The sequence below is a fragment of the Stenotrophomonas sp. X genome (assembly GCF_055721025.1).
The window spans coordinates 2304137-2323846 of record NZ_CM146756.1 but is presented as its reverse complement, the minus strand read 5'-3'; the positions used below and the strand labels follow the sequence as shown (position 1 = coordinate 2323846).

Here is a 19710-nt window from a genome sequence, read left to right as displayed (position 1 = left end):
GGCAGTAGATCCACGCCATGCGTGGATGGCTGGGCCAGCATCAGTGCCGACCAACGGTCGGCACCCACCAGGGCAGGCCGGGCAGTAGAAGCCGCTCGGCAGTAGATCCACGCCATGCGTGGATGCTTTGCCTGGGAGGAATCCTAAAGCTCCAGCACCCGCCGGTAGCTCAGCGGCCCACGCACATCGCGCAGTCCCAACCGCAGTTCCAGCCCGGTGGCCGGCAGCACCTCGCCTTCGCTCGGCAACAGCGCCCACCCAGCGCCCGGCTGCCAGGCGCGTACCTCGAACCGCTGCACATCCCTGGCCACCGCAATGCCTTTCGACGGCTCAGGCGCGGGCAGGGGGTATCGATCCGTCGCCGCGCCACTGGCCCGCCACAGCGTAGTGCCCTGCCGCCACCAGCGCACCCGCTGCCAGCGTAGTCCATCACTGCCGACACTGCGGGTGATCTCCAGCGCAAAGCTGCCATCCGGGTGCCGTTCGCTTACCAGGGACGGAGGCAGCAGCCGCTGCGGTTGATCGGCCGGACGCACTGCACCATTCATCAGCGCGTCGTCCGCGCGCATTTCGATATCACGCTGGAACTGCTGCAGTACGCGCAGAGCTGTCGTGGTCTCGGCATCGGCCCGGCGCAGGCGCTGGTCGCTGCTGGCCACGCTGTCCAGCGCACGCCAGCAGATCAGCGCCAGCACACCCATGATGGTGATCGCGATCATCACCTCGATCAGGGTGAAGCCACGTGCGGCGTGCTTCATGGCGCTGCTGTCCACGGCAGCTGCATCCGCGCCAGCGACTGCCGCGGTGCCTCTTCGGCCACCACGCTGAGATCCAGTTGCGGCTGTCCGTCACTTCCCGTGCCGAGATGTTGCAGCACCAGGAACGTGCTGCGCCCCTGCACGCAGCGCTGCCGTGCATCCTGCGGCGGCTGCCCGGCCAGGCGCAGCTCCTGCCAGCGGTCCTGCGCACACATCAGTGCCAGCCGACGATCGCGCAGGCGCGACTGATCGTCGGTGGCCACCGCCACCGAACGCATCACCGCCGCCAGTGCGATTGAAACGATCGCCAATGCGATCAGCACTTCGATCAGGGTGAACCCGTGCCTGTTCCGCTTCACTGCACGACCTGCAACTGTCCGCTGCCATCATCACGAAGACGCAGCTGGCGGCCCTGCAACGACAGCGTCACCTCCCACGCCACGCCAATCCATTCGGGGCTCAGTTCAATCGGCGTGCTCGGCTGCACCGCGATGCCCGCCGGTTGCCATTGCTGCTGACGCAGCAGGTCGTCGCGCTGAACGTCCACCCAGCGGCTGCCTTCGCGGCGGCTGAAGCGGTAGCCGGCGGCGTCGGCCTGCCAGCGCAGGGGGCGGCCATCGATACGCGCCTCGTCGCGCGCCACCTGCAGTCGCTGGGCCAACCGTTCGGCTTCCTGTCGCAGCTGCCGGCCCGGGTCGAGCAGGCTGCCCAGGCCCAGCCCGATGCCCGCCGTGCAGATACCGATGATCACCAGCACCACCATCAGTTCCAGCAGGGTGAAACCACGCGGCATGCGCTGCATCGACGTTGCCTCCTGTGCTGGCCGATGCCTACCAGCCTAGGCCCGCATGATGAAACAAAAGCGTCAGCCGCAGCTGCTAGCGTGGGCAGGGACGAACGTGGCGACGGTGCGGAACATGGATGGCAGGCGCTTGGATCGCAATTGCATACTGACCCTGCTGGCGGCAACGTTGCTGCTGGCCGTGGTGGCCTACTGGGGCGTCACTCTGTCTGCGGTAGCGCCCGTGGCGGCCGCCAGCGAAGCGAAGACCGAGGCGGCGGTGCGGCCGATGTTCGATGCGGTGGCAAGCCTGCCGCTGGTGCGCCTGTTGTCTCCCGGCGCAGTGCAGACCGAGGTGGTGGTGCTGGGCGTGATGGCCGGCGACCACGCACCGCTTGCGCTGCTCTCGGTGGATGGGCGTCCTGCCGAGGCCTACGCGCCGGGCCAGCGGTTGGGGCCCTGCACGGTGCTGGCCAGCATCAGTGCCAACACGGTGGAGCTGAACCAGGCAGGGCAGTCGCGCAGCCTGGCGGTTCCCACGCTGCCACCGGTGCCGAGCGATGGCATCGTGCCGGCCGCCCTGTAGAGCCGAGCCTGCGCTCGGCTGCTTCTGCTTGGCCTCGTCGACGGATACAAAGACAGCCGAGCAGGGGCTCGGCGCTACAGAGGCGCAGGCTCAGCGCGCAGGTCGCTGCGGCACCACCGAGCGACCGAACGCATCGCCCATACGCTGCCGCGTGCCTTCCAGGTTGTACTGCATCAGCTGGTTGCCGGGCTGCCGCATCAGGCGTTCGGCTTCGGGGAGCGCCGGCGACTTCGCCGGCCTTGTCGCAGGCGCCAGCTTGCGTTGCAGGCAGTCCCAGGCCGGAATCCGCTCGCCGTTGACCTGCACTTCGATGCAGGGCGCAGCTTCTTGCTGCTTCTTCGCCTCGTCGGCGCGACCCGATGGCAGCGCCAGCAGCAGGGCGAGGGTGAGAGCAGCGCGCAGGCGCGGCATCAGCGATACACACATCTCGAATCTCCCGCAGCAATCGATGTTCTGCAATGAAGACGGGTAGCCAAGGCTGGGTCCGCCTGCGTGCGTTGCGGCGCTATCAAAAGATGACAGCGCTGTCACAAAACTGTTGGCGGTTTTGACGCGATGTACACGTCTTGTTGGTAGATCCACGCGCCGCTCCCTGGCCCCTCCCTTCGATACGACGCGATGCCTTCGATGACTCCTGTTCCGTGCCGAGCCGTTCGCCTTCCGTTGCGCCTGCATCCGTTGATGCTGGCGCTGGCAGCGCTGCCGCTGCCGCTGCTTGCGCAGGAGGCAGCACCCGCGCCCAGCGTGAACATCAACGAATTCATCGTGCGCGGCAACACGGTGCTCGATCCGCGGGAGATTGAACGCGCGGTGGAACCGTTCCTCGGCCCGGGCAAGACCCTGGCCGATGTGGAGAAGGCGCGCGATGCCGTCCATGCGCTCTACCAGCAGGCCGGCTACCAGTCGGTCTACGTCGAGTTGCCCGAGCAGCAGGTCAGCGGTGGCGTGGTGCTGCTGAAGGTGCAGCAGACGCCGATCGGCCAGCTGCGCGTGGTCGGTACCCGCCACGAATCGCCCGAACGCATTCGTGAACGCGTGCCGGCATTGGCGGAAGGCAAGGTTCCCGACTTCGACCAGGCCCAGATGGAACTGACCGCACTGAACGAAGGCGGGCGTCGGCAGGTGATGCCACTGGTGCGCGAAGGCCAGGTGCCGGGCACGATGGATGTGGACCTTCAGGTCGAGGAGAAGTCGCCGTGGCGTGCCAGTGCGTCACTCAACAACGACCATAGCGCCGACACCGAGAAGCTGCGCCTGAGTGCTTCGCTGGCCTACGACAATCTCTGGAAACGTGGGCACAGCGCCAACCTTGGCGTGTATCTGGCGCCGGAAGACACGAAGCAGGCCAAGGTGTTCTCGGCCTCGTACACAATACCGTTCGAAGGCACGCCGTGGAGCCTGGAAGCCTCCGGCTACAGATCCGACAGCCGCGTGTTGAATGCAGGTGGGCAGGTCGGCACCGGCACCGGCACCAATGTGATCGGCAACGGCCATTCGATCGGCCTCAAGCTCAACTACCGCCTGCCGGGCAGCAGCCAGTGGTGGCGCCAGCTCAGCCTCGGCGTGGATTTCAAGGACACCGAGGAGGACACGCAGATGGGCAAGGACAGCCTGAAGACGCCGCTGAAGTACGCGCCGATCACCCTGGCCTTCGTCGGCGTGCGCCAGGGCGAGCACGATCAGCTGAGCATCAACACCCAGCTGGTGGCCGGTACCCGCCGCCTGTTCGGTTACGGCAGCGACGCCACTGCGTTCGGGCAGAAGCGCTACTGGGCCGACCCGAGTTTCGTGGCGTTCAAGGCCGACGTGGCCAACACGCATACCTTCGGCAGCGACTGGCAATGGTATGCGCGCGGCTCGCTGCAGGTAACCGATGCGCCACTGGTGTCGGCCGAGCAGTTCGCCGCAGGTGGCATGTACACCGTGCGCGGCTACCTGTCGGCCGAGGCGATCGGCGATTACGGCGGCCTGGCCAGCCTGGAATGGCGCACGCCTGCGTGGTCACTGTGGCGCGGCACCGACCTGCGCGTCTACAGCTTTGCCGACGCGGCCTACCTGCGCCTGCGCCAGCCGCTGCCCGAACAGCGCGACAAGTACAACCTGGCCTCGGTCGGCCTGGGCGCGCAGCTGCGCCTGGGTGAACACCTGCAACTGCGCCTGGACTACGCCTGGCCCTACGCCGATGGCCCGGTCACGCGCAAGGACGACCCGCGCCTGCATTTCAACATCAGCACCAGTTACTGACCCTTCCCTTGAACATGCGTTCTCCGGAGACCCTTCGCATGGACCGTTTGCTTTCCCGAGTGTTGTTGCTGCTGGCCGCGCTGGTTGCGCTGCCGGCGGCTGCGGCCGATGCCAATTGGTGGCAGGCCGAATGGAAGTACCGCAAGCCGATCACCATCGACGCCGGACCGCAGGGCGCGGGCCTGGCCGGTGATCCGGGCCGCACGCCGCTGCTGCTGCGCCTGCATACCGGCAACTTCGGCTTCGACGGCACCCAGGAGGCGGGCAACGACCTGCGCTTCGTCTCGGGTGATGGCCGTACCGTGCTGGCCCACCAGATCGAACAGTTCGATCCCCAGATGGGCCTGGCCCTGGTCTGGGTGGACGTGCCGGCGGTCAGTGCCGCCGCGCCGCAGACGATCTGGATGTACTACGGCAATGAAAAGGCCCCGGCCAGCGGCAACGGCCAGCAGGTGTTCGATCCGGACTATACGCTGGTCTACCACTTTGCCGAGGCCAACGCCCCGGCGCGTGATACCACCGCCTACGGCAACAACGCCGGTGCCGTGGCACCGCCGGCGGAAGGCTCGGTGATCGGTCGCGGCGTTCAGCTGGGCACCGCGCCGCTGCCGCTGCCGGCCAGCGCCTCGCTGGCACAGGAAGCGGGTGCACCGCTGACCGTCTCGGCCTGGATCAAGCCCGGCAGCAACACCGCTGCGCAGGCCATCTACGCCCGCCGAGATGGCGCGTCCGAACTGGTGCTGGGCATCGAGAACCGCGTGCCGTTCGTGCAGCTCAATGGCCAGCGCAGCACGCCTGCGCAGCCGGTTCCGGAAGGACAGTGGGCACACGTTGCACTGACGGCAGAGAAGGGCGCGTTGCAGCTGTACCTCAACGGGCGCGTCGTTGCCCAGCTGAGCGGTGCGCTGCCGGCGCTGGGCACGGCTCCGGTGGTGGGTGCCGATGCGCCGGGCGCGGTGCAGCCACTGGCCAACTTCGAAGGTGCGCTGGATGAACTGCGCATCTCGCGCGTGGCACGGCCGGCCGCGCTGCTGCTGGCCGATGCCACCGCACAGGGTGCCGATTCGCGGCTGATCAGCTACGGCGCGGACGAGCAGTCCACCGGCCAGAGCCACTTCGCCTTCATCCTCAAGGCGATGCCGTTCGACGCCTGGGTGGTGGTCGCGATCCTCGGCCTGATGATGCTGCTGTCGTGGGCGATCATGATCGCCAAGGGGCGGCACTTCGGCCGTACCAGCAAGGCCAATGCAGTGTTCACCGAGAGCTTCGGCAAGCTGTCCGGTGTGCCGCTGCGCACCCTGTCCGACATGGACCGCCAGGGCAAGGCCCCCACCGCGATGCACGACGGTTCGTTGTGGCGCATCTACCAGGTGGCCATCGATGAAATGCAGCAGCGCCATCAGCGCGACGGCAACAGTGGCTACCTCAGTGGCGCCACCATCGCGGCGATCCGCGCGTCGATGGATGCGGTGATGGTGCGTGAGCAGGAGGCAATGGCACGACGCATGAACTGGTTGTCGACCACCATCGAGGGAGCCCCGTATGTGGGCCTGTTCGGCACCGTGATCGGCATCATGCTGGTGTTCGTGGTGGCGGCGATGGCCGGCGCGGTCGACATCAACTCGGTGGCACCCGGCATGGCCGCAGCGTTGCTGTGTACGGCGGCCGGCCTCGGCGTCGCGATCCCGGCACTGTTCGGCTACAACTACCTGGGCGCGCGTGCCGAAGCGATCGGTGCGGACATGGCAGTGTTCATCGACGAGTTCGCCGCACGCCTGGCCGAAGAGCAGGACGGGCGCGGCCCGGCCGCGGTCCAGGGCTGAGGGGCGCGCCATGGGCCAGAAGGCGAAGTTCGGCATCAAGAAGCGCGAGAAGGGCATCAACGTGACGCCCTTCGTCGACGTGCTGCTGGTGGTGCTGGTGATCTTCATCCTGACCAGCAACGCCTCCATCCCCGGCATCGAGGTCAACCTGCCGAAGGCCAGCAACGCCGTAGCGCTGGAGAAACCAAAGACCAAGGCGATCACCATCGACCCCAGCGGCCAGGTGTTCCTGGATGCCTACCCGGTGACGATGGCCGAGCTGGAAGACCGGCTGCGCACCGAGCGCGCGACCACGCCGGATTTTCCGGTGATCGTGCGGGGTGATGCGCAGGTGCAGTACGCCCGTGTGGTCGAGGTGCTGGACCTGCTGCGGCGCCTGGAGCTGGCCCAGGTCGGCCTGGTCACCGGCAAGGCGCAGGGCTGAGGCATGACCGCCCATCAACCCCCTCGGCCGGAGCCCGGCATGCGTGGTCGCCCGTTGCTGGTGACCGTCGCGCTGGTGCTGGTCGCGTTGCTGGTGCTTGGCGTCGCGCTGTGGTGGCTGTTGTTCAAGGACACCGCAAGCACCCGCCGGCCGGTGGTGCAGCCGCCGATGCTGGCGTTGCCGCCACCGCCTCCGCCACCCCCGCCGCCGCCGGAGAAACCGCCGGAACCGGAAACGCCGCCGGAAGAGGCGATGCCCGAACCGGAGCCGCTGGATCAGCCGACGCCGGCCGAAGAGCCGACGCCGACCCCGGACAACAGCGATCCGGTGACGATGAATGCCGACGCGCAGGCCGGTGGCGACAACTTCGGCATCCAGTCCGGCAGTGGTGGCGGTTCGTCCGGTGTCGGTCGTGGCGGTGCCGGCAACGCCACCTATGGGCGCTACCTCGGCTACCTGATGCAGCAGGCGATCTCGCGCGACGACAAGGTCAAGCGTCTGGCGTTCCAGTTGCAGGTGAATGTGTGGCTGGCCAGCGATGGTCGCCTGGAAAAGGTCGAGCTGGTGCGTGGCAGTGGCAACGAGGAGGCCGACGCGGCCGTGCTCGATGCACTGCGTCGCATCGGCAAGGTCGACCAGGCACCGCCGCCGTCGCTTGATTTCCCCGCCCGCGTCCTGATCCAGGGCCGCCGGCCCGGGGCCTGATTCCCCGACCTCCATGATTTCCCTTCATTCGATGAGAACCGTGATGAACGACCACGTCCGCGCACGAACCGATTCCCGCCGCCCGCGGCCGGCCCGACGGGCGCTGCTGTGCTGCGCCGTGCTGCTCAGCCTGGCCGCCCCGGCCGGCGCGATGGCCGCCGAAACCACCATGGTCAAGCTGATCAAGGGGCTGATCGCCAGCGGTGCACTGAAACCCGAAGACGGCCAGGCATTGCTGGTGCAGGCGCAGGCCGAAGCAGAGGCATTGCAGCACACCGCGGCCGCCGGGACACCGGCCGCCAGTGGTGGCGTGGCCCTGGAGGCCGGTGACGTGCGCGTGCCGTACGTACCGCAGAGCGTGCGCGACGGCATTCGTGACGAAGTGCGCCAGGAGGTGATGGCGCAGGCCAGGTCCGAGGGCTGGGCGGCGCCGAACGAAGTGGCTGAGTGGACCAAGCGCATCAAGGTTACCGGTGACATGCGCGTGCGCAGCGAGTCGCGCTTCTTCTCCGAACGCAACAGCGACATCGTCAGCAACTGGTCGTCGATCAATTCCGGCAACGGCTTCGACACCAACACCAACACCAACCTGCAGCTGCCGCCGCTGCTGAACACCCGCCAGGACCGCCGCAACCTCTGGCGCATCCGCGCTCGCCTCGGCATCGAGGCGACCATCGGCCAGCACACCACGGCCGGCGTGCGCCTGGCCAGCGGCAGCAGCAATGGCCCGGTGTCGACCACCGAGCAGCTGGGCGGTGGCCTGAGCAAGAAGGACGTGTGGCTGGACCAGGCCTGGCTGGCCTACAGTCCGGCCGATTGGGTGACGGTGCGCGGCGGCCGCTTCGGCAATCCGTTCTGGACCAGCGATACGCTGTTCTCCAACGACCTGAACTTCGACGGCCTGGCCGCCAACCTGCAGTACGATTTCGACGGCGGTGACCTCGGCCTGTTCGCCAACCTGGCAGTGGTACCGCTGGAGTACACCTCCGACAGCGCGCCCAGTCAGAGCCGGGCCAAGACCCCGAACGAGAACAAGTGGCTGTCCGGCGCACAGGTGGGCGTGAACTGGCGCTTCAACGACGACAACGCGCTGCGCGCCGCGTTGGGCTACTACGATTTCAAGAACATCAGTGGCCGCCTGTCCTCGCCGTGCGCGCTGTACGCAGGCGCGGTCGGCTGCGACACCGACTGGTCGCGCCCGGCCTTCATGCAGAAGGGCAACACCCTGATGCTGATCCGCGACATCGCACGCAACCCGCTGGATCCAGCCAACACGCCCACCCCGCAGTACGTCGGCCTGGCCTCGGCATTCCGCCTGGCCACGCTGAACCTGCGCTGGGATACGCAGCTGGCCCAGGGCATCGGCCTGCGCCTGGATGGCGACTACATCCGCAACCTGGCCTACGACAAGCAGGCGATGTTCAGCCGCGCCAACAATGGCATCGTCAACAACTACGGTGCCGGTGGCACCGCCAGCACCGATACGTTCCGCAGCGGCGACACCGCCTGGATGGTGCAGGCCACCTTCGGTGCCACCGACCTGAAGGAGAAGGGGCAGTGGCAGGCGCTGCTGGGCTACAAGCGCATCGAGGCCGATGCGCTGCCGGACGCCTACAACGACCCGAACTTCCACCTCGGAGGCACCAACGCCCGCGGCTACTACGTGGGCGGCGCCTACGGGCTGGACGCGCGCAGCTGGATCAGCGGCAAGTGGATGGCGGCCAAGGAAGTGTCCGGTGCTCCACTGTCGATCGACGTGTTCCAGCTGGAGTTCAATACCGGGTTCTGAGTGACGGCGTGATGTGGATCACGTAGTGCGTGGCGGGGGCGCAGCGATGCGCCCGTCTAGGGAAAGGAGACCACGCGCTGCACATAAGGAGGAGTGGATGAGCCGTCGCAAGCTGTTCGAGAGTTCCGAACCGTCCAGCCGATCGCTGGGCATCGGCCCGGCCTATGTCTCGGTGGAGGGGCTGCGCCAGCACCTGGCGGAGTTCCTGCTGTATGCAGGCCGGCCGGTGGTGATCATGCGCGGGCGCAGCGAAGTGGGTTACTTCCTGCCAGCGCGCTGCTGGCGCCAGCGTGACGATGATCCGCTGGCCGCCGCCGCCGCCGACCAGCTGCTGGACGCGGCCGGGTTCCAGGCCGAGGATATCCAGCAGGTGGAGCAGGAATTCAACGCGATGCGCCAGCGCACCGTACTGCATTCACGGCGCTGAGTGGCCGCCGGGCATGGCCCGGCGAGCGTCGTCTGTAGATCCACGCCATGCGTGGATGGGGTTACGCAGCACCCCCGCGCTCACTGGTGATGCGTGCACCCTCGCGCATCACCAGGGTCACCGGGGTCTTCTCCACCACCTCCAGCAACCGCTGCCACTGCGCATCACTCAGCTCGGCGCTGGCATGCAGCACGCGGTGCACGTGGAAACGCCCATCCTCGTCACGTTCCGAGCGCAGCTCGGCATGGAACTCGCCCAGCTCCCAGCCCTTGCGCTGCGCATACATGCGCAGGGTGATGGCGGTACACGCCGCCAGCGAGGCCAGGTACAGGTCGAACGGCGCAAAGCCCTTGCCCTGGCCACCCAGCGAGGCAGGCTCGTCCGCATCCACATCAAAGCTGCCGTTGCTGATGTGGTGCAGATAGTTGTCGGCGGTCGAAACAATGCGTGCGTAGGCCATCACGTTCTCCATCTGTCTGTGGCGTCGAGCCACGCTCGACTGCGCCAAAAAGGGCGGCCCCAGCCAGGACCGGGGCCGCCACCCCATCACTCGGTACGATCGTACGAGAACTGGATGCCCGCGGTACCACCGGTTGCGATGAAGAGGTTCATGAAATCCGGGACCGTTGCCGAGCGGGCCCAGTCGCGCTGCAGTTCGCAGAGCACCTGCCATGCGTGGATGAACGAGCCCGCGGCTTGCCGCCTGCGGCCGCGCAGCCCACAATCCACGTCCGGACCGTCGCCATCACGCCCATCATTCCCCGGTCCGGCCTTGGCACCTATGTCTCCCAATGCCCTGGCGCTGGTCGAGCTGCTGATCCGCGAGCGCCGTGCGTTGTCCCGCTTCATCGCACGCTATCTCGACCCGGCCAGTACTGAGGACACCCTGCAGAACCTGTACCTGAAGGCCAGCAGCGTGCCCGGCGATCCGCCCATCCTGGAGCCGCGCGGCTATCTGTACCGGATGGCCTACCATCACGCGCTCAACCGCAGCCAGGCCGACGCCCGCGAGCGGCGAGCGATGGCCGAGTACGCCGTCGACATGGGCGATGCAGGGCATGATGGCGAGGCGCAGGCGCTGGACCAGGCGCAGCTGCGCGAGATCACCCAGACCATCCTCGCCCTGCCGGCCCAGGTGCGCGAGTGCTTCGTGCTCAACCGCTACCTGGGCCTGAGCGAGCGCGAAATCGCCGCGCGCCTGGGAATCTCCAAGAGCCTGGTTGGCAAGCATGTGCTGCGCGCAGCGCTGCTGATCCAACAACAGCAGCAGGGAATGCGTCGATGAGCGGCGATTACCGTGGGCAGATCGCGCCCGCCGTTGTCACAACAGGAAAGCGCACCTGTTCGTGGTGCGGCAGGCCACAATCATGACCACCTCCGAACCCTCGCCGCGTCAGGCCAGGCAGGCGTTGCGCTGGGTGATACGGCGCAGTGCAGGCCCCCTGCCGGAACGCCAGCAACGAGCCCTGCAGCGCTGGCTGCAGGCCGATCCCCGCCACGCGCGGGCCTGGCGCCAGCAGCAGGCCTTCTGGCAGCGGTTGGACGCTGCCGGGCCCGAGGTGCTGGCCGCGCTGCCCGAGCTGACCGCAGATCAGCAGGGACTGCGCCCGATCGCACCGCGCCGCCGTCTGCCCTGGCTGCTCGCCAGTGCTGCGGCCGCAGTGCTGATGGTCGCGGCCGCACCGCACGCGTTGCTGCTGGCGCGCAGCGATGTGCGCAGCAGTGATGCGCCGCGCGTGGTGCGGCTGGACGACGGCAGCACGGCGGTACTCGATGCCGGCACCGCACTGGCATTCACGTTCGATGGCCAGCAGCGGCGCGTGCAGCTGCTGCGCGGGCAGGCCTGGTTCCAGGTGGCGCATGAGCAGCGACCGTTCCAGGTCGAGGCCGGCGGTGGCCAGATCCGCGATATCGGTACGGCGTTCAGCGTGTCGATGCAGGGCGCCACCATCACCACCGAAGTCAGCGAGGGCGTGGTCGATGTGCGCCCGGGCGATGGCAGCGTGCAGCGCCTGCGCGCCGGGCAGGTGCGTGCGTTCCGTGACGGGCGCTGGCTGCAGCCGCTGCAACAGGCCGCGCCGGAGGCGATGGCGCCGTGGCGTCGCGGTGAGGTGGTCATCGACGGTCTGCCTGCCGCTCAGGCCATCGCCGATCTCGGCCGCTACCGGCGTGCCCCGGTCTGGGTGGTGGGCGGGCAGGGCGCACGCGTGCGGGTCAGTGGCCTGTTCCATCTGCAGCAGCCGGACACGGCCATCGACGCCGTGGCCGTGCAGGCGGGACTGCGGGTGCAGCGCTTGCCCGGTGGTGCGTTGCTGGTGTGGTGAAGCGCCCGCCGAGCACGCATGAACCGGCTGCATGAAAAAACATGAAAAAACCGTGGGCAGTCGTCGTACCCCGCTGTCTATAGAGGTATAGCCAGAGCGAAACCGCGTTTCTTCTCAAGCCAGACACACCACCGGGCACCGGACGTGCCCGTGGTCCCGCCCCGCTTGAGGAGTTCCTGTCCATGCCGTCCACGGCATCCGCCTGTCATCGTCGCGCTACCGTCCTGGCCCTGGCCATCTCCACCGCATTGCTGCCGCTGGCCTGGGTGCCGGTGGTGCAGGCGCAAGCCACACTGGCCGCACCGCTGCGCACTTACGCCATTCCGGAACAACCGTTGGCCGATGCCGTGCGCAGCTTTGGCCGCCAGGCCGATGTGCAGGTGGTCTTCCGCAGTGACCTGGTGGAGGGCCGTCGATCCAGCGCGGTGAGCGGCGAGTACAGCCAGATGCAGGCCCTGCAGCAGCTGCTGCGCGGCAGTGGGGTGCGTGCCCAGCGCGGCATGGATGGCACCTGGAGCCTGCGCGCCGCAGCGGAGGCGGGGGAAGGGGACGGGGAAGGGGTACGGGTGACCGAAACACTGGACGTGGCCGGTCGCCTGCAGTCGGACGGGGGCGAGGCGCGTGATCGGCGCGGCTACGATGATGTGTTCGCGCTGGATCTGACCACGGCGTACTCGGGGCGCGACCGTGTGGAGCGCTATCGCGGCTCCAACCCGGCCGACGTGGTCAAGGATCTGGTCGGTGTGTTCAGCGGTGATGCGCGCAACAGCGGCGCGCTGGACATCAACATCCGCGGCATCCAGGGGCCGGGGCGGGTGCCGGTCAGCATCGACGGTGGCGAGCAGGCGCTCACGGTCTGGCGCGGCTACAACGGCGTCAGCAACCGCAACTACATCGATCCCAACCTGATCGGTGGCATCCAGGTCATCAAGGGGCCAGGGCTGGTGCGCGATGTGCACAGCGGGATCGGTGGCGCGCTGGTGATCAAGACCATCGATGTTGACGACATTGTTGCTGCCGGCGAGCGCTTCGGCGGGGAGCTGAAGATCGAAGGCAGCAGCAATACGGTGGCGCCACGCCTGCCGCGGCTGCATACCGGCGAGGACTACCGCACGGTGCCCGGGTTCCCGCAGGGCTCACCCTCCGCACCGTATGCCGACAGCACGCTGCTGGTGCCGGTGAAGTCGCGCGGTTCTGAAACCAATGTGTTCGCCGGGGAAGACCAGGCCTGGCGGCTGGCGCTGGGCCTGCGTGGCGAACACGTGGACCTGATGGCGGCCTATGCCTGGCGCAAGCGCGGCAACTACTTTTCCGGCACCCGGGGCGCGGCGTACTACGACCAGGATCCGCGCGAGCAGTTCGAGTACAAGGGCCTGGACTACATCACCACGCTGGCGCGCTACTTCAAGCCCGGCGACGAGGTGCCCAATACCTCCAGCGAGCAGGAATCGTGGCTGCTGAAAGCGACCTGGCAGATCAACGACGACCAGCAGCTGCGCGCGACCTGGCGGCGCACGCTCTCGCACTACGGCGAGATCATGCCCTCGCGCATCCTGTCCGCGCCCGACTACGGTCGCATCCAGTGGCCGCTCAGCCGCGTCGATGCCGATGCCTGGAACCTGGAATACCACTGGCAGCCCGCCGGCAGCCGCTGGCTGGACCTGCGTGCCAACCTGTGGCGCACCGAAACCACCAGCGATACGTACACCGCTGGCGGCTTCCCAAATTTTGCCAGCAACCCCGACTGGAACCCCGGCAGCAGCCCGATCCTGCGCAATACCGCGCTGGCCAATGCCCGCAACGACCGCACCGGCCTGACCCTGAGCAACCGCTTCGCGTTGCATTCCACCCTGGACCTGACCGTGGGCGGCAACTGGCAGTTCGAGAAACTGCGCTCGGCGGACCCGTACTTCGGCGTCAGCGATGGCTGGCGCATGTACCCGCGCGCGGGGCGCCGCCAGGAAGGCGAAGGCTACCTGGTGCTGGACTGGCGGCCGGTGGATTTCCTCTCCCTGAGTGCCGGTGTGCGCTACGCGCGCTATTGGGCCTTTGATGATTTCCTGCAGGACCACCCGGAGCTGATGACCACCTCGGTGTTCCCCAAGGAGGCCCGCTACCGCGTCAACGAACTGCCCGAACGCCCGGCCAGCCTGCAGGGCGAGATCGATGCCATCGAGTCGCAGCGCGCGTTCTGGGACAGCATCGGCATGGGCTTCATCGTTGATGATCTGCTGAAGGGCCTGCTGAGCAGGTATGAGACGCCGGTCGCGGTGGACCACACCATTCCGTGGCTGCCGGATGCGGACGGCAACTACAGCCGTGCCAGCAACCCCTGCCTGAATGGCCAGGTGGCGGCCATTCCCGGGCTGTTGCCGGTGCAGGGTGCGCAGATCCTGTGCAGCATCCAGAGCGGGCGGCCGCAGACGGTGTCCGGGCGCAATGAGCGCAGGCGCGACCATGCCTGGCTGCCGACCTTCTCGGCCACCGCGCATTTCTCGCCCAATGCGCGCGCCTACGTCCGCTACAGCGAGGCGGTGCGCTTCCCCAGCATGTTCGAGAGCACCATCGCGTTCTCCAGCAGCCTGAACCCGCTGTACCCGCTCAAGCCCGAGCACGCCTACAACTACGAAGTGGGCTACGTGCACAACCTGTCGGCGCTGTTCGGCAACACCGCGGATGCCGACGTGAAGTTGGCCTACTACGTGCACAAGACCCGCAACGTCATCGAGCGCGACGGCAATCTCCTGTTCGACAACCTGGACAAGCAGCGCATCCGCGGCGTGGAGCTGCAGGCGCGGTTCGACAACCGCCGCTTCTTCACCGACCTGGGCATCACCCGCACGCTGGAAAACAAGGTCTGTGACGAAAGCATGGCGGTGCAGCTCGATGCACTCGCCGGCAAGGTGCCCAACTGCGTGCAGGACGGCTTCGTCAGTGGCTACCTGCTGACCCAGGCCATTCCCCGCTTGTCGGTGAACGCGTCGCTGGGCACCCGGCTGTTCGATGAGCGCCTGGAGCTGGGCAGCCGCATCGTGCACTACCAGCGCCACCAGAACCCGGACCTGCAGGCCTACCGTGACCGCCTGTACGCCGGCAGTGGTGGCCTGATCTGGCAGAACGTGCCGTTCACCTGGGGAAACATCACCACCGTCGATGCCTACGCGCGCTGGCGCATCAACGACCATGCCAGCGTCGAGCTGGTCGGCACCAACCTCGGCAACCGCTACTACGTCGACCCGGCCACTCGCTCCACGCTGCCGGCGCCAGGGCGCACGCTGAAGCTTGGTGTCACCGCGCGCTTCTGATGACCTGTTCCGTTGCTGTACCCGTAGTTCCCTCAACCCAAGGAGTAGTTCCATGAAGATGATCTCCCGTTCCGTACTGGCCGTGACCGCCACCTTTGCCCTGGCCGGTGCTGCCCAGGCTGCCGACATCGTCGGTGCGGCCAGCCCGGCCACCGATTCGCAGCTGTACGTCAAGGTCGGTGCTTCCGAAGTCAACGGCGGCCCGCACAGTGCCGGCAAGGCCGGCATCGGTGTCGGCACCGTCTCCAACGCCAAGCCGGTCGATTTCCAGGGTCTGGCCGCATACTCGGCCCCCACCACCTTGGGCAACGTGACCGTGCGCACGCTGGCCATGCCGATCACCGGCACCCCGGGCAACCATGCCGGCATGGGCCACTTCAACTTCGTCAAGGTGGGCAGTGGCGATGTGTGGTTCGGTGAATGGTCCAAGGATGGCGCCGCGGGTGGCTTCAACAACCGCCAGGTGTACTTCGCTGGCGACCGTGCGGGCACCACGTTGCCCAGCGGCACCGCCACGTACGCGGTGGCCGGCCTGAACAAATTCAACGGCAGCAACCTGCTCAGCGGCACTTTCGCCGCGAACTTCGGTACCGGCAAGCTGACCGGCGGCCTGACCGGTGGTGGCCAGACGCTGGCGATCAACGCCAACATCAACAGCGCTGATGCGTCCTTCGCCGGCACCGCTGTGGCCAACGGTTCGGTCACCGGCAACAGCCAGGGCCAGTTCTTCGGCGCCAACGCCGCCACCCTGGCCGGTATCGCTACGTTCGCCGGCAACAGCCAGTACGACACCGCCTTCGGCGGCAGCAAGAACTGATTGCCACGCCCCTGACGGGGCAGGGCAGGGACAAGCCGCGATCCGCCAGTCCCTGCTTCGGCCCGCTGCATGCACCGCCACGGATCGCCCATGCGCCACCCCATTTTCCTTGTGTTCCTGCTGCTGGTTGCCGCCGACGTGTGCGCCCAGCAGGACGATCTGCGCCGCGTGCTCGAACAGGGCAGCGAACTGCGCCACCAGCAGCAGGACCAGCAGCGCCTGCAGCAAGCCGAATCACAGCGGCCGACGCTCACCATCGATGGCAAGACCGTGCGGGTGGAGCGCACCGTCGATGATCTCGGCCAGGCCCTCTACCTGTCGTTGCAGCACCAGCAGTGGCCGGCCGCCGCGGCGTTCCTGGCCGAATACATCGAGCTTCCGGGGCACGATCCGCTGCTGCGCCACTACGCGCAGGGTGCGTTGGCCCGCGTGGCCGGTGACCATCCGCGCGCTGCACAGGAGTACGAAGCGCTGCTGGCAGCGCAGCCGGACTTCCTGCCCGCCCGCCTTGAACTGGCACGCGTCTATGCCGAAGACCAGCGCGACCGCGAGGCGGTGGCATTGTTCGGTGCAATCAAGGCCGGTATCGACAGCAACGATCCGGCCACCGCGGGTGTCCGCGCTCGCGTGGACAGCTATCTGGACGCGTTGCAGGCACGCAGGCGCTGGAAGGCGGCGGTCGCCGCTGGGCCTGCATGGAGCGACAACATCAACCGCAGTTCGGCCAGCCGCACCTGCCTGTTCGTCGTCGGCGACACCTGCCTCATCGAACGCACGCTGCCCGAAGCGCAGCGCGCCACCGGCCTGGACTACGACGCCAACCTGGAACGGCGCTGGGCGTTGGCCGGCCATCATGGACTTTACGTGCGCGGTCTCGCTTTCGGTCAGGCATGGCGCGGGTACAGTGCATACAACGAGCTCAACGCCAGCGTGCAGGCCGGTTACAGCTGGCGCAGTGCACGGCACACCCTGCAGCTGGCGCCGAGCTATGACTTCCAGGCGCTGGGCAACCACGCTCTGCAGGGCGGCAGCGGCGTACACGGCGAGTGGCAGTACGCCCTGGACGGGCGCAGCCTGCTCAAGCTGGAGGCCGACTGGAAGCGCCAGCACTACCGGCGGTCGGGCCTGGCTGACAACTACGATGGCGATCTGGCAGCGCTGTATGCCACCTGGTTCCGCGCGCTCAATCCGCGCTGGACCCTGTTCGCGGGCATGGACCTGAGCGACAGCAGCGCTGCCGACCCGGTCAACGGCTACCGCCAGCGCGGCCTGCGGCTGGGCGCGGCGCGCCAGTGGAGTGGCACCACGGCCACGGTGTTCGTGTCGTTGCGTCACCGTGACTATGACGCCTGGAGTCCGTTGCTGGAGGCGCGCAGGCAGGACGACGAACAGAACCTGATCGCCATCGTGCGCAGCGAGCGGCTGGCGGTGGGCGGGCTGGTGCCCAGCCTGAGCCTGCGCTACGCCCGTATCGACAGCAACGTCGGTTGGCTGTACAGCCATGACCGCGGCCTGCTCAGCCTGAAATGGGAGCGTGCGTTCTGAACGCACCGCTGCAAGGCCGGAGTGAATGCGCCGCGGCTGCGATCTTCATCGATCATCACGCGCCCTTGTAGCCCGGTTCGCGCATCCTACGACCGTTGCGGCGGAGGTGGGCCGCGTGTATCGAGGAGCGCCGGTCGTGCTGGAAGCGGGCAACAAACCAGAAGGCCTGAAAGGGTTGAGAGTACTGGTGGCGGAAGATGAATTCGCCATCGCGATGTTCCTGGTGGACTACCTGGAGTTGAAGGGCGCGCAGGTGGTGGGGCCGGCCGGGGACCTGCAGGCACTCGGCCGGCTGCTGGATGACAACCCCATCGATGTGGCCCTGCTGGACATCAACCTGGGCGGTGAACAGGTGTACCCGCTGGCCGACCGGTTGGCCGAAGCGGGTACGCCGTTCATGCTGACCTCTGGCTACGATGACAACCTGCCCAGCCGCTTCGCGGATGCGCCCCGCTGCACCAAGCCCTATCACATCGAGGCCCTGGTCCAGCAGCTGGCGGGACTGGTGGCGACGCCGCAGGCCCCTGCGGGCATCGCCTGATTGCGCGGCATGTCGCGCCACACCGAAGGCCTCCGGGCCGTTGAGCGCCCGGCGGGCATGCCGCCGTCGCTGCAGGCGGATGCGCGCCATGACGGCATGGCCGCCCGTATTGCCCGGCACGACTGGTCAGGCACGCCCCTGGGTGCGATCGAGCAATGGCCGCCGCACCTGCGCGCCACCGTCGACCTGATGCTTGCGCACGGCTTTCCGATGATCGTGCTGTGGGGCGAGCAGCTGGTGCAGCTCTACAACGATGGCTATGCCGAGATCCTGGCTGACAAGCATCCTGGCGGACTGGGCCAGCCGACGCGCGAGTGCTGGCCCGAGGTCTGGCACATCAACGGCCCGATCTACCAGCGTGTGTGGCAGGGCGAGACCATCACCTATGAGGACAAGCTCTATCCGCTGGCGCGGCGGGGGCGCTTGGAGGATGTCTGGTTCACCATCACCTACAGCCCCATACGCGGAGAGGACGGGTGCATCAACGGCGTGCTGGTGACCATGTTCGAAACGACGGCCGCGCACGTTGCGCAGGCGGCCCGCGAACGCGAGGAACAGAAGCGCCGTGAGAGCGACCGCCGGTTGGCGCTGGCCTTCAAGGTGCTGCCGGTGGGTGTCTGCATTGTCGATGCCGACGGCAACCTGCAACTGTCCAACGACCAGATGCGGACCTATCTTCCCACCGGCAAGGTGCCCTCCACGGATCGCCCCAACCACTACCGGTGGCAGGGTACGCATCCCGATGGCTCGCGCATCGAACCCCACGATTTCGCCATCGCCCGCGCCCTGCGGGGGGAGACGATGGTCCCAGGCCTGGAGTTCCAGTTCATCCATGACGATGGGCGCGCGCGCTGGACGCGTGTCGCCGCCGCACCGCTGCGTGATGCCGATGGCGGGGTGAGTGGCGTGTTCGCGATCGCCGTGGACATCGACGACCTCAAGCGTGCCACCGAGCGCCAATCGGTGCTGCTGGCCGAACTGCAGCATCGCGTGCGCAACATCATGTCGACCATCCATGCCCTTGCCTGGCGGACCCGCGCATCGGTCGGCAGCGTGGACGAGTATGCCGAGCGCCTGTGCGCGCGGCTGATGTCACTGGCGCGCACGCAGAGCCTGTTGACCCGTGGCGCCAATGTAGGGGTCTGCCTGCGCGGCATGCTCGAGCAGGAGATCGCGGCGCAGACACCGGCCGCCGCCGCCTATCACCTGCAGGGTGAGGATGTGCTGTTGCCACCGAAGGCGGCCGAAGTACTGTCGCTGGCCATCCATGAGCTGGCCACCAATGCGTTGCGGTATGGCGCGCTGGCCCACGAGGACGGGCGGATCGATGTCTGCTGGCACCTGCAGGTGCAGGATGGGCAGCCGTGGCTGGGCCTGCACTGGTGCGAGCGCCATGCCGAGGTGGAGGGGTGGGAGATGCCACGCCAGCGTGGCCTGGGTCGGGTCCTGATCGAGCAGCGGGTGCCCTATGAACTGGCCGGCAGCGGCGAGCTGCGCTTTGCCCCGCAAGGCCTGGATGCCTGGATCCGCTTCCCGCTGCGCGAGCGTGACAGCCTGCTTCAGACCGACGCCCCGGACGCTGGGGCGCCGGGGTGAAAAGGGATTTATCCCCAATTTGGCCAAATTGGGTATAGTGGCTGT

General features: G+C 67.5%; 19 protein-coding genes. 14 read left to right on the top strand and 5 right to left on the bottom strand.

Annotation, left to right across the window (positions count from 1 at the left end):
• Positions 1-143: 143 nt before the first annotated feature.
• The 3 genes from ACZ75I_RS10790 to gspH are packed head-to-tail and all read right to left on the bottom strand — an operon-like array spanning position 144 to position 1560.
• Positions 144-758 carry a prepilin-type N-terminal cleavage/methylation domain-containing protein gene (locus ACZ75I_RS10790; protein WP_346476491.1) on the bottom strand — a complete coding sequence of 205 codons (615 nt, stop codon included), beginning with the start codon at positions 756-758 and terminating at the stop codon, positions 144-146.
• Complete coding sequence (gene gspI, locus ACZ75I_RS10785) at positions 755-1117, bottom strand: type II secretion system minor pseudopilin GspI (RefSeq protein ID WP_346476492.1); 363 nt, start codon at positions 1115-1117, stop codon at positions 755-757. Before gspI ends, ACZ75I_RS10790 begins: the two co-directional genes overlap by 4 nt.
• Positions 1114-1560 carry a type II secretion system minor pseudopilin GspH gene (gene gspH, locus ACZ75I_RS10780; RefSeq protein ID WP_061479443.1) on the bottom strand — a complete coding sequence of 149 codons (447 nt, stop codon included), beginning with the start codon at positions 1558-1560 and terminating at the stop codon, positions 1114-1116. The genes gspI and gspH overlap by 4 nt, the downstream gene beginning before the upstream one ends.
• Positions 1561-1675: 115 nt before the next feature.
• On the opposite strand from gspH, the gene ACZ75I_RS10775 reads away from it, so the two are divergent.
• The gene (locus tag ACZ75I_RS10775) at positions 1676-2125 is read left to right on the top strand and encodes a hypothetical protein (protein ID WP_346476493.1); all 450 of its coding nucleotides are present in this window, start codon (positions 1676-1678) and stop codon (positions 2123-2125) included.
• A 90-nt stretch (positions 2126-2215) separates the two neighbouring features.
• Here the strand turns inward: ACZ75I_RS10775 and ACZ75I_RS10770 are convergent, their stop codons facing one another.
• Complete coding sequence (locus ACZ75I_RS10770) at positions 2216-2551, bottom strand: hypothetical protein (RefSeq protein ID WP_346476494.1); 336 nt, start codon at positions 2549-2551, stop codon at positions 2216-2218.
• A gap of 201 nt (positions 2552-2752) precedes the next feature.
• On the opposite strand from ACZ75I_RS10770, the gene ACZ75I_RS10765 reads away from it, so the two are divergent.
• The 6 genes from ACZ75I_RS10765 (at position 2753) to ACZ75I_RS10740 (ending at position 9537) form a co-directional block, all read left to right on the top strand.
• Positions 2753-4369, top strand: coding sequence for a ShlB/FhaC/HecB family hemolysin secretion/activation protein (locus ACZ75I_RS10765; protein ID WP_472957840.1), 1617 nt, complete (start codon positions 2753-2755; stop codon positions 4367-4369).
• Between the two features lie 38 nt (positions 4370-4407).
• A complete protein-coding gene (locus tag ACZ75I_RS10760) occupies positions 4408-6192 on the top strand; it encodes a DUF2341 domain-containing protein (protein ID WP_061479439.1) in 1785 nt (594 codons plus the stop codon).
• Positions 6193-6202: 10 nt separating this feature from the next.
• On the top strand, positions 6203-6616 hold the full coding sequence (locus tag ACZ75I_RS10755; protein ID WP_049413909.1) for an ExbD/TolR family protein: 414 nt from the start codon (positions 6203-6205) through the stop codon (positions 6614-6616).
• Between the two features lie 39 nt (positions 6617-6655).
• Positions 6656-7321, top strand: a complete 666-nt coding sequence (gene tolA / locus ACZ75I_RS10750) for a cell envelope integrity protein TolA (RefSeq protein ID WP_005416762.1) — start codon at positions 6656-6658, stop codon at positions 7319-7321.
• A gap of 43 nt (positions 7322-7364) precedes the next feature.
• Positions 7365-9110, top strand: coding sequence for a putative porin (locus ACZ75I_RS10745; protein ID WP_346476495.1), 1746 nt, complete (start codon positions 7365-7367; stop codon positions 9108-9110).
• 97 nt (positions 9111-9207) lie between these two features.
• Positions 9208-9537 carry a hypothetical protein gene (locus ACZ75I_RS10740; RefSeq protein WP_005416760.1) on the top strand — a complete coding sequence of 110 codons (330 nt, stop codon included), beginning with the start codon at positions 9208-9210 and terminating at the stop codon, positions 9535-9537.
• A 61-nt stretch (positions 9538-9598) separates the two neighbouring features.
• Here the strand turns inward: ACZ75I_RS10740 and ACZ75I_RS10735 are convergent, their stop codons facing one another.
• The gene (locus ACZ75I_RS10735; RefSeq protein WP_094000713.1) at positions 9599-9997 is read right to left on the bottom strand and encodes an OsmC family protein; all 399 of its coding nucleotides are present in this window, start codon (positions 9995-9997) and stop codon (positions 9599-9601) included.
• A 321-nt stretch (positions 9998-10318) separates the two neighbouring features.
• Here ACZ75I_RS10735 and ACZ75I_RS10730 point away from each other — a divergent pair, with 321 nt between their 5' ends.
• From ACZ75I_RS10730 to ACZ75I_RS10700, 7 genes are all read left to right on the top strand, one after another.
• Positions 10319-10822 carry an RNA polymerase sigma factor gene (locus ACZ75I_RS10730; protein ID WP_065177682.1) on the top strand — a complete coding sequence of 168 codons (504 nt, stop codon included), beginning with the start codon at positions 10319-10321 and terminating at the stop codon, positions 10820-10822.
• An 82-nt stretch (positions 10823-10904) separates the two neighbouring features.
• Positions 10905-11861 (top strand): FecR family protein, encoded by a 957-nt coding sequence (locus tag ACZ75I_RS10725; protein ID WP_111200934.1) that lies wholly within the window; start codon positions 10905-10907, stop codon positions 11859-11861.
• A 182-nt stretch (positions 11862-12043) separates the two neighbouring features.
• Positions 12044-15166 carry a TonB-dependent receptor gene (locus ACZ75I_RS10720; RefSeq protein ID WP_472957837.1) on the top strand — a complete coding sequence of 1041 codons (3123 nt, stop codon included), beginning with the start codon at positions 12044-12046 and terminating at the stop codon, positions 15164-15166.
• Positions 15167-15218: 52 nt separating this feature from the next.
• Positions 15219-15983 (top strand): Slam-dependent surface lipoprotein, encoded by a 765-nt coding sequence (locus ACZ75I_RS10715; protein ID WP_472957836.1) that lies wholly within the window; start codon positions 15219-15221, stop codon positions 15981-15983.
• A gap of 90 nt (positions 15984-16073) precedes the next feature.
• A complete protein-coding gene (locus tag ACZ75I_RS10710; RefSeq protein ID WP_472957834.1) occupies positions 16074-17528 on the top strand; it encodes a surface lipoprotein assembly modifier in 1455 nt (484 codons plus the stop codon).
• A gap of 136 nt (positions 17529-17664) precedes the next feature.
• Positions 17665-18069: a response regulator gene (locus ACZ75I_RS10705; RefSeq protein WP_005416747.1), complete on the top strand. Its 405-nt coding sequence runs from the start codon at positions 17665-17667 to the stop codon at positions 18067-18069.
• Between the two features lie 9 nt (positions 18070-18078).
• Positions 18079-19665, top strand: coding sequence for a sensor histidine kinase (locus tag ACZ75I_RS10700; RefSeq protein ID WP_472957832.1), 1587 nt, complete (start codon positions 18079-18081; stop codon positions 19663-19665).
• Positions 19666-19710: the final 45 nt, after the last annotated feature.

Coding starts and splice junctions, on each gene's coding strand:
- ACZ75I_RS10790 (WP_346476491.1), bottom strand. CDS start 758: ATGAAGCACGCCGCACGTGGCTTCACCCTGATCGAGGTGATGATCGCG.
- gspH (WP_061479443.1), bottom strand. CDS start 1,560: ATGCAGCGCATGCCGCGTGGTTTCACCCTGCTGGAACTGATGGTGGTG.
- ACZ75I_RS10775 (WP_346476493.1), top strand. CDS start 1,676: ATGGATGGCAGGCGCTTGGATCGCAATTGCATACTGACCCTGCTGGCG.
- ACZ75I_RS10770 (WP_346476494.1), bottom strand. CDS start 2,551: ATGTGTGTATCGCTGATGCCGCGCCTGCGCGCTGCTCTCACCCTCGCC.
- ACZ75I_RS10765 (WP_472957840.1), top strand. CDS start 2,753: ATGACTCCTGTTCCGTGCCGAGCCGTTCGCCTTCCGTTGCGCCTGCAT.
- ACZ75I_RS10760 (WP_061479439.1), top strand. CDS start 4,408: ATGGACCGTTTGCTTTCCCGAGTGTTGTTGCTGCTGGCCGCGCTGGTT.
- ACZ75I_RS10755 (WP_049413909.1), top strand. CDS start 6,203: ATGGGCCAGAAGGCGAAGTTCGGCATCAAGAAGCGCGAGAAGGGCATC.
- tolA (WP_005416762.1), top strand. CDS start 6,656: ATGCGTGGTCGCCCGTTGCTGGTGACCGTCGCGCTGGTGCTGGTCGCG.
- ACZ75I_RS10745 (WP_346476495.1), top strand. CDS start 7,365: ATGAACGACCACGTCCGCGCACGAACCGATTCCCGCCGCCCGCGGCCG.
- ACZ75I_RS10740 (WP_005416760.1), top strand. CDS start 9,208: ATGAGCCGTCGCAAGCTGTTCGAGAGTTCCGAACCGTCCAGCCGATCG.
- ACZ75I_RS10735 (WP_094000713.1), bottom strand. CDS start 9,997: ATGGCCTACGCACGCATTGTTTCGACCGCCGACAACTATCTGCACCAC.
- ACZ75I_RS10730 (WP_065177682.1), top strand. CDS start 10,319: ATGTCTCCCAATGCCCTGGCGCTGGTCGAGCTGCTGATCCGCGAGCGC.
- ACZ75I_RS10725 (WP_111200934.1), top strand. CDS start 10,905: ATGACCACCTCCGAACCCTCGCCGCGTCAGGCCAGGCAGGCGTTGCGC.
- ACZ75I_RS10720 (WP_472957837.1), top strand. CDS start 12,044: ATGCCGTCCACGGCATCCGCCTGTCATCGTCGCGCTACCGTCCTGGCC.
- ACZ75I_RS10715 (WP_472957836.1), top strand. CDS start 15,219: ATGAAGATGATCTCCCGTTCCGTACTGGCCGTGACCGCCACCTTTGCC.
- ACZ75I_RS10710 (WP_472957834.1), top strand. CDS start 16,074: ATGCGCCACCCCATTTTCCTTGTGTTCCTGCTGCTGGTTGCCGCCGAC.
- ACZ75I_RS10700 (WP_472957832.1), top strand. CDS start 18,079: ATGTCGCGCCACACCGAAGGCCTCCGGGCCGTTGAGCGCCCGGCGGGC.